Below are 12,051 nucleotides of genomic sequence, written 5' to 3'. Positions count from 1 at the left end.
GGGCACCGGCAGGTTGTGTCGTCGCGCTGGGAGACGAGGGGCCCGACCGGGCCCGGTCACTCGGGCACATCGGCCCTGGAAGCGTCCTCCACCGAGGGCCGGACGGCATCGTACCGGGCACCCGAGGGCCCTGTCGGACGCCGCCGAAGCGGACGAGCATCGACAGCGGAGACGTCAGCGGGATCCCGTGGACGGTGTCGTGAACATATGCGGAGGCAGTGATGACCACGGTGGTACCGACAGGCGCGGAGGCACCCGAGTCCGCGTGGCGCGGCTTCACGGGCGAGCGCTGGCGTGACCGGATCGACGTGCGCGACTTCATCCAGGCGAACTACACGCCCTACGAGGGCGACGCGGGCTTCCTGGCCCGCCCGACCGACCGCACCCTCGCGGTCTGGCACAAGGTCAGCGCCCTGTTCCCGGAGGAGCGCCGAAAGGGCATCCTCGATGTCGACCCGGGCACCCCGTCCACCATCACCTCGCACCGGCCGGGCTACATCGACCGCGACCGTGAGCTGATCGTGGGCCTGCAGACCGATGCTCCGCTCAGGCGGGCGATCATGCCGAACGGCGGCCTGCGGATGGTGGAGAACGGCCTGAAGGCGTACGGCTACCAGCCGGACCCGTTCGTCGCACGCGTCTTCGGTACCTACCGCAAGACCCACAACGACGGTGTCTTCGACGCCTACACCCCTGAGATGCGCGCGGCCCGCAAGGCGGGGATCATCACCGGGCTGCCGGACGCGTACGGCCGTGGCCGGATCATCGGCGACTACCGGCGGGTGGCGCTCTACGGCACCGACCGCCTCGTCGAGGCCAAGCTGGCCGAGCGCGCCCTGCTGGACGCGCGGCCCTCCGGCCCGGACGTCATCCGCGACCGGGAGGAACTCGCGGAGCAGATCCGGGCGTTGGGCGAGCTGACGCGGATGGCAGCATCGTACGGCTGCGACGTCTCCCGCCCCGCAGTCACCGCGCACGAGGCCGTCCAGTGGCTCTACCTCGGCTTCCTCGCGGCGGTGAAGGAGCAGAACGGCGCCGCGATGTCGCTGGGCCGTACCTCGACCTTCCTCGACGTCTACCTTCAGCGGGACCTGGACGAGGGGGCCATCGACGAGACCCGCGCCCAGGAGCTGATCGACGACTTCGTGATCAAGCTGCGGATCGTGCGGTTCCTGCGCACCCCCGAGTACGACGCGCTGTTCTCCGGCGATCCGACCTGGGTGACGGAGTCCATCGGCGGTATCGGCGCCGACGGGCGGACGCTGGTCACCCGGACCTCCTTCCGCTTCCTGCAGACCCTGTACAACCTGGGGCCCGCCCCCGAGCCCAACCTGACCGTCCTGTGGTCGTCCCGACTCCCCTCCGGCTTCAAGGAGTTCTGCGCCCGGGTCTCGATCGACACCAGCGCCGTGCAGTACGAGTCCGACGACCTGATGCGGCCGCGCACCGGTGACGACACCGCGATCGCCTGCTGCGTGTCCGCGATGGCGGTGGGCAAGCAGATGCAGTTCTTCGGCGCCCGTGTCAACGTCGCCAAGGCGCTGCTGTACGCGATCAACGGCGGGCGCGACGAGATCACCGGCGAGCAGATCGCCCCCGAGGCGCCCGCACTGACCCGCGAGTACTTGGACTACGAGCAGTTGTCCGCGGCGTACGACCACATGCTCGACTGGCTGGCGGCCACGTACGTCAACACGCTCAACGTCATCCACTACATGCACGACAAGTACGCCTACGAGCGCATCGAGATGGCCCTGCACGACCACCCCGTACACCGCTTCATGGCCTGTGGCATCGCCGGACTCTCGGTCGCCGCCGACAGTCTGTCCGCCGTCAAGTACGCGCGCGTCAAGGTGATCCGGGACGCGACCGGGCTGGCCGTGGACTACGAGATCGAGGGCGACTACCCCGCGTACGGCAACAACGACGACCGCGCCGACGCCCTCGCGACCGATCTCGTGACGTCCTTCATGGCGAAGGTGCGCGAGCACCCCACGTACCGCGACGCCGAACACACGCAGTCGGTGCTGACCATCACCTCGAACGTCGTCTACGGCAAGCACACCGGCAACACCCCCGACGGCCGCCGCACCGGGCAGCCCTTCGCACCCGGCGCCAACCCGATGAACGGGCGGGACCGGCACGGTGTGGCCGCCTCCGCGCTCTCGGTGGCCAAGCTGCCGTACGAGCAGGCCCGCGACGGTATCTCGCTCACCATGACGATCACCCCGGAGGGGCTGGGCCACGTGCCCGGCGAACGCGCGGGCAACCTGGTCGGCATCCTTGACGCCTACATGGCCGCCGGCGGGTTCCACATGAACGTCAACGTCCTGGACCGGGCGACGCTGGAGGACGCGATGGAACACCCGGAGAAGTACCCCGAGTTGACCATCCGGGTCTCCGGGTACGCCGTGAACTTCGTGCGGCTGACCCGTGAGCAGCAACTCGACGTGATCAGCCGGACCTTCCACGGTGCACGGTGAGCACCGTGACCGACCGGACGACGGGCCGGATCCACTCCTGGGACCTGTCCACGGGAGTGGACGGTCCCGGGACCCGGTTCGTGCTCTTCGTCTCCGGCTGCCCGCTGCGCTGCCTGTACTGCGCCAACCCGGACACCTGGCACATGCGCGACGGCCGGGAGACCTCGGTCGACGAGGTGATGGCGGAGATCGAGAAGTACCGTGTCTTCATCACCGCGGCGGCCGGGGGAGTGACGATCACGGGGGGCGAACCCCTGCTCCAGCCCGCCTTCACCGGCGCGGTCCTGCGCCGCTGCAAGGCGGCCGGACTGCACACCGCCCTCGACACCTCCGGCTTCCTCGGCGCCCGCGCCACCGACGAACTCCTCACCGACACCGACCTGGTGCTGCTGGACAGCAAGTCCTTCGACGTCAACACCTACCGGAAGCTGACCGGCGGCGAACTTTCCCCCACCCTGAACTTCGCCACCCGCCTCGACCGGCTTGGCATACCCGTGCGCATCCGGTATGTCCTGGTGCCCGGCTGGACCGACGACGAGAGTGCCGTGGACGGCCTGGCCCATTTCCTCGCCGGGCTCGGCACCGTGGCACGCGTCGACGTCCTGCCCTTCCACAAACTCGGCGCGGCGAAGTACGACGCCCTGGGGATTCCGTTCCCGCTACGCGACATCGCCGCGCCGGACCCCGCTCTGGTGAGCCGGGTCTGCGAGCAGTTCCGCGCCCAGGGTCTCCTGGCGGACTGAAGGCGGACTGAAGACCCACGGCGCCCCTCGGGCCGAACGGCACCGCGTGTGGGTGCCGTTGGTCCCGGGATCAGGGCCCACCGTCCGCTGCCGTGCCGAACGCCCCGACATGACCATGGACTTGCAGGCGCCACCGCGCCATCGCACAAGGGAACAGAGCCTCATGGCTCTGCGGAACTCTGCGGAACAGGGATGTGGGGCATGAGGCAGTACGTGGACACAGCACCGGGCACCGGCTCCGGGCCGGAGCCGGTGCGGCGGAAGACCCACGGCGATCAGCTGTGGACGGCCATGAAGTGGGTCCTCCCCGTCGTGGCCGGAGTCGTCGTCTTCTTCCTGCTGCCGAGGCCGGACGAGGTCAGGCCGGCCGGCTGGGCGGTCCTGGCGATCTTCGCCGCGACGGTCCTGGGCCTGATCCTGCAACCGCTGCCGCTGGCGGCGGTCGCGCTCGTCGGGCTGACAGCGACCATGATCACCGGGACGCTGGAACCCGATGTCGCCCTGGGCGGGTTCTCCGAGCCGACCATCTGGCTCATCGTGGCCGCGTTCTTCATCTCCATCGGCTTCACCAAGACCGGCCTGGGACGGCGCATCGCCCTGCTGTTCGTCCGGACGCTGGGCAGGAGCAGCCTCGGCCTGGCCTACGGCGTCACCCTCACCGACCTGGTGCTGGCCCCGGCCACCCCCAGCAACACCGCCCGCTCCGGCGGCGTCATCCAGCCGATCATCCGCTCGCTGAGCGTGAACGCCGGCTCGGAGCCCGGCGATGAGAGCAGATGCAAGCTGGGCGCCTACCTCAGTGTGACCGCGATGCAGGTCAACACCGTCACCAGCGCGATGTTCCTCACCGCGATGGCCGCCAACCCGCTGGTCCAGAAGTTCGCCGCGGAGGAGGGCGTCGACCTCAGTTGGACCCGCTGGGCGGTCGCCGCGTCCGTCCCGGGGCTCATAGCCCTCCTCGTCCTCCCAGCGTTGCTGTACCGGGTCTATCCGCCGGAGTTGCGGGACACCCCCGAGGCGCCGCGGCAGGCCCGCGCCGAACTGGCCGACCTCGGCTCCATGTCACGCCACGAGTGGATCATGGGCGGGACCTTCGTGCTGCTGCTCCTGCTGTGGTCCGTCGGCGGCCAGGTGTACGACCTGTCGGCGACCACCAGTGCCTTCACCGGAGTTGCGGTACTCCTGGTCACCGGAGTGCTGACCTGGAGCGACCTGGTCGCGGAGAAGGGCGCCTGGGCGACGCTGGTGTGGTTCGCCGTGCTGGTGATGATGGCCGGACAGCTTCAGGAGCTCGGCGTGATCGGCTGGTTCAGCGACTCGATCACTCACACGACCGAAGGCCTCGGCTGGCAACAGGCGTTCGTGATCCTCACCCTCGTCTACCTCTTCTCGCACTACCTGTTCGCCTCCAACACCGCCCATGTGGCGGCGATGTACGCGGCCTTCCTGGGCGCCGCGATCGCCACCGGCGCACCGCCCCTGATGGCGGCCCTGGTCCTGGGATTCGTCAGCTCGCTGTACGGCGGCCTGACCCACTACGCCTCCGGACCGGCACCGGTGCTCTTCGGCGGCGGCTACGTCACCCTCGCCGAATGGTGGCGCACCGGGTTGATCGCCGCCGCGGCCAACATCGTCATCTGGATGGGCGCCGGAGCCGCTTGGTTCGCTGTCCTTGGCTACTGGTGAGCCAGGAGGCTTCGTTCGCTTCGTTTGCTTCGATTCTGCCGATGCCCCAAGAGTTCACAGAGCTCTCGGATCGAGGAGTCGATGAGGCATTGGGAGGAACCGGGGGCCGGTGGCCGTTGAAGTCGCGCCAGCCGGGAACTGGCCCGGATATATCCCGGAACAGCTGGTCAGAGGTGGGATAGCGGTGGGAGATATCGGGAGCAGAGCCGTATTTCGACTCGTTGCCTAAGTGTAGGCTCCGGAGGGCGCCTGACGGGCATTTGCCCAGGTCAGACGCCCTTTTTTGCGTCTAGAAGAAGCCCAGCTTCTTCGGTGAATACGACACCAGCAGGTTCTTCGTCTGCTGATAGTGGTCCAGCATCATCTTGTGGTTCTCGCGGCCGATGCCAGACCCTTTGTAGCCGCCGAACGCGGCGTGGGCCGGGTAGGCGTGGTAGCAGTTGGTCCAGACGCGGCCCGCGTGGATGGAACGGCCCGCGCGGTAGGCGGTGTTGGCGTCCCGCGTCCAGACGCCCGCCCCGAGGCCGTACAGGGTGTCGTTGGCGATCTTGATGGCGTCGTCGAAGTCGTTGAACGACGTCACGGAGACGACCGGTCCGAAGATCTCCTCCTGGAAGATCCGCATGCGGTTGTCGCCCTCGAAGATCGTCGGCTGGACGTAGTAGCCGCCCTTCAACTCACCGTCATGCTCGATGCGTTCACCACCGGTGAGAACCTTCGCGCCCTCCTGTCGGCCGATGTCCAGGTAGGAGAGGATCTTCTCCAGCTGGTCGTTGGAGGCCTGGGCGCCGATCATGGTGTCGGTGTCCAGGGGGTGCCCGGTCTTGATCTGCTCGGTGTGGGCGACGGCCGCCTCCATGAACTCGGCGTAGGCGCCGCGCTGCACCAGCGCCCGCGACGGGCAGGTGCACACCTCGCCCTGGTTGAGCGCGAACATCGTGAAGCCTTCGAGGGCCTTGTCACGGAAGTCGTCGTTCGCCGACCACACGTCGTCGAAGAAGATGTTCGGCGACTTCCCGCCCAGTTCGAGGGTCACCGGCGTGATGTTCTCCGAGGCGTACTGCATGATCAGGCGCCCGGTCGTCGTCTCGCCCGTGAAGGCCACCTTCGCTACCCGAGGACTCGACGCCAGAGGCTTGCCCGCCTCCACTCCGAACCCGTTGACGATGTTCACCACTCCCGGTGGCAGCAGATCCGCCACCAGGCTCAGCCAGACATGGATGGACGCCGGGGTCTGCTCGGCCGGCTTGAGCACGACCGCGTTGCCCGCCGCCAGCGCGGGCGCCAGCTTCCACGTGGCCATGAGGATCGGGAAGTTCCACGGGATGATCTGGGCGACCACACCCAGCGGCTCGTGGAAGTGGTACGCCACCGTGTCGTCGTCGAGCTCCGCCAACGAACCCTCCTGCGCGCGGATCGCCCCCGCGAAATACCGGAAGTGGTCGATGGCGAGCGGGATGTCGGCGGCCAGCGTCTCGCGCACCGGCTTGCCGTTCTCCCAGCTCTCCGCGACCGCCAGCTTCTCCAGGTTCTCCTCCATCCGGTCGGCGATCTTCCGCAGGATGTCCGACCGCTCGGTCACGGACGTACGCCCCCAGCCGGGCGCGGCCGCGTGCGCCGCGTCCAACGCGCGCTCCACGTCCTCGCTCGTACCTCGCGCGATCTCCGTGAACGGCAGCCCGTTCACCGGACTCGGGTTCTCGAAGTACTGCCCGCGCGCCGGCGGCACGTACTCACCCCCGATGAAGTGGTCGTAACGCGACTCGTAGGAGACGACCGCGCCGTCCGTACCGGGCGCTGCGAAACGGGTCATGAATACCTGCCTCCCGAGAAGCGCCACCCGCCGTTGGGCGGCTCTCGCGAGGAGGCTAGGAACCCGAATGTTGCAACGACGTTGCGCGGCCACGCTTTCGCAGAGAAGCCCGGAGCACGTGCGATACCGGCGTCCTGGAGACAGCGCTCAGGGGCCCCGAAAATGCTCCCACCCCGGTGGTGCCGACAGCTCCGACTCCAACTCGCGCAACCGGGACCATACGGCCGGTGCCGGTCGTACGGCCGCGAGCGCTCGCCACACGTCCAGGTCGTCCTCGCCCCAGGGGCAGTGCGACCAGTCCGCCAGGAGATCGGGATCGCGGCGTGCTATCAGGGCGGTGCGCAGTCCGTCGGCGAGCCTGTGTCGCAGCCGTACGACGGCCGGCGCCTGCGAACCCGGCAGCAGCGGACCCCGGTACGCCGACACGGCCGCCGTCACCGCGCCCGTCTCCAGCCTCCGTTCCACGACCGCCACGTCGGACTCGACCGGAAGGGTGAGCCGATACGGCCGCGACCCGAGCAGCCCCGGCCCGAGCAGGCGACGCAGCCGCGCCAGTTCGGCCCGCAGTGTCACCGGCGTCACCGACTCGTCCTCGTACAGTGCGCACAGCAACTCGTCGCCGGAGAGACCCTCCGGGTGTCGGGCGAGCAGCACCAGGATCTCGCTGTGCCGAGGGCTGAGCCTGATCTTCCGCCCCCCGACGAGGAGTTGGGCCTCGTCGCGCCCCAGAGCGGCCAGTTCGAGCGCGTCGGCCGAAGCCCCGGGCGGGGTGAGCAGGGCGAGCTGGGACTCGGCTGCCCGGGCCACCGCCTGCACGAAGCCGAGGCTGTGCGGATGCGCCAGGCCGTCGCCGCCGGTGATGTCGACCGCGCCGAGCACCCGCCCGGTGCGCGGATCGTGCACCGGCGCCGCCGCGCACGTCCACGGTTGCACCCGCCTAATGAAGTGCTCGGCCGCGAACACCTGCACGGGCCGGTCCACGGCGACCGCGGTGCCCGGCGCGTTCGTCCCGACCGCGGACTCCGCCCAACGCGCCCCCGGTACGAAGTTCATCCGGTCCGCTCTCCGTTTGGTCGTCGCGTCCCCCTCCACCCACAGCAGCCTGCCCTGTGCGTCGCACACGGCCAGCAGATGCTCGCCGTCCGACGCGAACGTGCCCAGCAACTCGCGGACCAACGGCATCACCCGGGCCAGCGGATGCTCCGCGCGGTAGGAACCGAGGTCGCCGTCCGTCAGTTCCACGCACGCGGTGCCCTCCGGCCCGACACCAGCCCTCGCCGAACGCCGCCACGAGTCCGCCACGACGGAACGCACCGGTCGCGCCATCGTGCCCTGCTGCGTGAACGCCTCATGCGCGCGGCGCAGCACCCGCACGCGCTCGACGGGATCGGCTCCCGGCTCCAGAGCCACCCATGGATCGGTCAACTCGGCCTCCCGGGAAAGCACTCACTGCAGGAACCCATCGTCACCGCCGAAGGCACGCCCCGACAAGCCACGCGGTCCCCCTCCCCGGATCGGACGGTCCTGGATCGCTTGGGCCCGGACGACCTCGGAGGATGCGGCCCGGATTACCCGAGGCGGCGTCGGTCCCGACCGGGTCAGGCGGCGTTGACCAGGCGTATGTAGCGATCCCAGTCCCAGTGCGGTCCTGGATCGGTGTGGTCGGTGCCCGGCACCTCGTAGTGGCCGATGATGTGGGCGCGGTCCTTCGGTATGGCGTACTTGTCGCAGATCGCCGAGGCGAGCGCCGCAGACTGCTCGTACATGGCACCGGTGAAGTACTCGGGCCGGTCGATCCAGCCCTCGTGCTCGATACCTATGCTCCGCGCGTTGTAGTCCCAGTTGCCCGCGTGCCAGGCGATGTCGCGCTCGCGGACGCACTGGGTGACCCGTCCGTCGGCCGACCGGAGCACGTAGTGCGCGGAGACCTGCTTCGCCGGGTTCCAGAAGACGGGCAGGGTGTTCTTGTACGTCGTCTGCGTCACATGGATGATCAGCAGATCGACGGGCTGGCCGGTCGGGCGGTCGGCCGCGGTGTAGTTGGCCGCGCTCGCCGGCTCCCACCGGCCGTGCGCGTAGTCGACGGCCGGCGAGTGGGCGCCGGCCCGGGGGTTCGGGAGCAACGCGTAGGGGATCGCGGCGAGGGCGGTGCCCTGCAACAGCCGTCGCCTGCTCGGCAACGGCCTGGCTCGCTCCATCTGGGTTCGCCTTTCGGGGATGGGGATTCCGCTCGGACGTCGTACGCGAAGACGCATCCGCTGGTCGAATGGCTGCGCCTCGCGTGAATCACGGTACGGCGATTGCCGATCGGGCCGTCCGAGCGTGTGGAAAACGGTGGAAAAGCAGTGAGTTGTGGATAACTTCGTCACCCGGAAGAGGGAAGCGGCCGACGCAGGCCCACGAGCCGCGTAGGCCCACGAACCGCGCAGGCCCACGAGCCGCGTAGGCCCATGAACGGTGGTGGGGTGCGGTGGCCGCGCTACGGTCGTACGCCGACCGTCGCCGGATCGTCCAGCACACCCCGCACCACCGAGTGGGCCGCGCCCAGCAGCGGTCCTTCGGAGCCCAGCCGGGACACGGTCACGGCGCAGGCCGGACCGGCGGTCCGCCGCGCCAGCTCCCGCTCCAGCGAAGGCAGCAGCCAGGGCGCGAGGGCGGCCAGGGCGCCGCCCAGCACCACGGTCTCCGGGTCCAGCAGATTCACCGCGCCGGTCAGCGCGATACCGAGCGCCGTGCCGGCGCCGCGCAGGGCCCGGTGCACATCCTGGTCACCGGCGGCGGCCCGCTCGGCGAGGAACTCGACACGGTGCTCTCCCGGTTCCAGTCCGGCCGCCCGCAGCACGGCCTCCTCACCGGCGTACTGCTCCAGACAGCCGCGTCCCCCGCACGCGCAGTCGGGGCCCTCCGGTCGTACGGGAATGTGCCCCAACTCGCCCGCGAAACCGCGCGTTCCGCGGAGCAGTCGACCGTCCACGACGACCGCGCCACCGATGCCGATCTCCGCGGAGACGTGCAGGAAGTCGGGCGGTGTGCCGTCCCCGAGCCAGAGTTCCGCGAGGCCGCCGAAGTTGGCCTCGTTGTCCACGGTCACCGGCAGGCCGCCGGGCAGCAGGGCGCCCAGGTCCGTGTCGTGCCAGTCGAGGTTGGGGGCACGGACCACGGTCCGGGCGTCGCTCGCCACGAGCCCGGGCACGGCGACCGCGAGCCCCGCGGGCCACAAGCCCTCGTCCTCCGCGTCGGCGACGACCCCTCGGACGAGCTCGGCCAGCTCCTCGATGACAGGCTCGGGCGCCCGGCCGCGGTTGGTGCCGTGCCGCACCGCCCGAGCCCGTACCTCACCGCGCAGATCCACGGCGCAGACCGCGAGGTGGTCGACACCGATCTCCGCGCCGATGCCGGCGGGGCCGCGTCCGCTGAGGGCGAGCGCCGAGCCGGGCCGTCCGACCCGGCCGGGGCGCTCGGGGCCCAGCTCCTCCAGGAGTCCCGAGCGGATCAGCTCGTCCACCAGGGTCGACACGGCGGCCCGGGTCAGACCGATCCGCGAGGCGACGGCGGCCCGGGACAGTGGTCCCTCGGCGTTGACGGTGTGCATGACCCGGGAGAGGTTGCGGCGGCGCATGCCCTGCTGGTTGTCGGGCAGGCGACGGCCCGAGCCGCTCGGGTGGGCTTCGTGCAGCGGTGCGCTCATGCCTCCCTCGGCTCCCGTCGGAGTGTCCTGGTGGGTGTCCTGTAGATCATGGTCCTGTAGATCATGCCGGAATCAGATTTTCCCACTTCGGACACCCCCTGGCCCGGTCAGCTGCCGCCCGGTTCGCGCTCCAGCAGCGGTGCCGCGTCGGACAGTACCCCCGAGATCCTGGCGAGCGTCTCCTCGTCCCGCTCCACGGCCTCCAGCACCGGCCCCCGGGTGGTGTCCCAGCGGCGGGCGACCGCGGCCGGGTCCTCGCCCGTGAGTAGCCCGGCGGCCTGCGCGGCGGCGCCGAGCGCGACCAGTTCCTTGGCCTCGGGGACCTGCACGGCACGCCCCGAAAGGCGACGTACGGTCTGCTGCCAGGCGGTGCCCCGTGCACCCCCGCCGATGAGCAGCAGCGGTGCGGAGGTGTCCGCGTCGGCGTCGAGCACCAGGTCGAGGGCGCCGAGCAGCGAGTGGACGGCACCGTCGTACGCGGCCTGGAGCAGCTGACCACCGGTCGTGTCGTGGCGCAGTCCGTGCAGCAGGCCCGAGGCGTGTGGCAGGGCCGGGGTGCGCTCGCCGTCCAGGTAGGGCAGGAGAGTGACGCTCGCGCCGGGTTCCACGGCCTCGCGGTCCAGGCCCAGCAGGGCGGCGACCCGGTCGACGGCCTGGGTGCAGTTCAGGGTGCAGGCCAGGGGCAGCCAGTCCCCGTGCGCGTCGGCGAAGCCCGCCACCGTGCCGGTCGGGTCCGCGGGGCGGTGCCTGGAGACGGCGTACACCGTGCCGGAGGTGCCGAGGCTCAGCACAGGGGTGCCGGGTCGCAGCCCGAGCCCCATCGCGGCGGCGGCGTTGTCACCCGTACCGGCGGCGACCAGGGTGCCCTTGGCGAACGGCAGGTCGTGGGCGTCCCGTACGGTCCCGGCGACCTCGCCCGGCCGGACCACACGGGGCAGCAGCTCCGGGTCCAGCCCCACATGGGCGAGGACCTCCGCGTCGTACGCCTCGGTCGCCGACGCCCACCACCCCGTACCGGAGGCGTCGCCGCGGTCCGTCGTGCCCTGGCCGGTGAGGCGCTCGGTGAGGTAGTCGTGCGGCAGGCGTACGGCGGCGGTGGCACGGACCGCCTCCGGCTCGTTCTCGGCCAGCCAGGCCCACTTCGTGACGGTGAAGGACGGGCCCGGCACACTGCCGGCGCGCTCCGCCCACGCCTTCGCGCCGCCCAGCTCCTCAACCAGGCGGGCTGCCTGCGGCGCCGAACGCACGTCGTTCCACAGCAGCGCCGGACGGACCGGCTCACCGCGGGCGTCGAGGGTGACGAGGCCGTGCTGCTGGCCGCCGATCGACACCGCCGAGGCCTCGCGCGCCGCATCCCCGCACTGGTGCAGCGCCTCGCACAGCGCGTCCCACCACTGGCGGGGGTCGCTCTCCCGGCCCGCCCCGGAGGACACGGCGTGCGGCGCCTGCCCGCTCGCCACCACCCGTCCGGTCGACGCGTCGACGACCAGGGCCTTGGTGGACTGTGTGGACGAGTCCACACCGACGACGAGCGGACCCTCGGCTGCTGACATCGGGCTCTCCCTCTCACACGGCTCGAGACTGCCGCTGACACGGCTGACGCCTCCGGCGGGCGACATCTTGTCTTCCCAGAGACGC

The 12,051-nt window shown here is 70.5% G+C and carries 8 protein-coding genes; 3 read left to right on the top strand and 5 right to left on the bottom strand.

The features are described from left to right. Positions 1 to 221: 221 nt before the first annotated feature. The 3 genes from pflB to OG202_RS06650 all read left to right on the top strand — a co-directional run bounded on the left by pflB (position 222) and on the right by OG202_RS06650 (position 4,912). The gene (gene pflB, locus OG202_RS06660) at positions 222 to 2,483 is read left to right on the top strand and encodes a formate C-acetyltransferase (RefSeq protein WP_327730984.1); all 2,262 of its coding nucleotides are present in this window, start codon (positions 222 to 224) and stop codon (positions 2,481 to 2,483) included. Then, the gene (gene pflA, locus OG202_RS06655; RefSeq protein ID WP_327730985.1) at positions 2,480 to 3,226 is read left to right on the top strand and encodes a pyruvate formate-lyase-activating protein; all 747 of its coding nucleotides are present in this window, start codon (positions 2,480 to 2,482) and stop codon (positions 3,224 to 3,226) included. The genes pflB and pflA overlap by 4 nt, the downstream gene beginning before the upstream one ends. Before the next feature lie 201 nt (positions 3,227 to 3,427). Beyond that, a complete protein-coding gene (locus OG202_RS06650; protein WP_328222487.1) occupies positions 3,428 to 4,912 on the top strand; it encodes an anion permease in 1,485 nt (494 codons plus the stop codon). Positions 4,913 to 5,201: 289 nt separating this feature from the next. Here OG202_RS06650 and adh read toward each other — a convergent pair whose 3' ends face one another. From adh to xylB, 5 genes are all read right to left on the bottom strand, one after another. Next, the gene (gene adh / locus OG202_RS06645) at positions 5,202 to 6,725 is read right to left on the bottom strand and encodes an aldehyde dehydrogenase (protein ID WP_327730987.1); all 1,524 of its coding nucleotides are present in this window, start codon (positions 6,723 to 6,725) and stop codon (positions 5,202 to 5,204) included. 147 nt (positions 6,726 to 6,872) lie between these two features. After that, positions 6,873 to 8,150, bottom strand: a complete 1,278-nt coding sequence (locus OG202_RS06640; protein WP_327730988.1) for a GAF domain-containing protein — start codon at positions 8,148 to 8,150, stop codon at positions 6,873 to 6,875. Positions 8,151 to 8,323: 173 nt separating this feature from the next. Next, a complete protein-coding gene (locus tag OG202_RS06635; RefSeq protein ID WP_327730989.1) occupies positions 8,324 to 8,923 on the bottom strand; it encodes an N-acetylmuramoyl-L-alanine amidase in 600 nt (199 codons plus the stop codon). Between the two features lie 281 nt (positions 8,924 to 9,204). After that, positions 9,205 to 10,413, bottom strand: a complete 1,209-nt coding sequence (locus OG202_RS06630) for an ROK family transcriptional regulator (RefSeq protein ID WP_326584681.1) — start codon at positions 10,411 to 10,413, stop codon at positions 9,205 to 9,207. A 107-nt stretch (positions 10,414 to 10,520) separates the two neighbouring features. Then, on the bottom strand, positions 10,521 to 11,966 hold the full coding sequence (gene xylB / locus OG202_RS06625) for a xylulokinase (protein WP_326584682.1): 1,446 nt from the start codon (positions 11,964 to 11,966) through the stop codon (positions 10,521 to 10,523). Between the last annotated feature and the right edge of the window lie 85 nt (positions 11,967 to 12,051).

The sequence above is a fragment of the Streptomyces sp. NBC_00310 genome (assembly GCF_036208085.1).
Lineage (GTDB): Bacteria > Actinomycetota > Actinomycetes > Streptomycetales > Streptomycetaceae > Streptomyces.
This window is presented reverse-complemented; position numbering and strand designations above follow the sequence as displayed.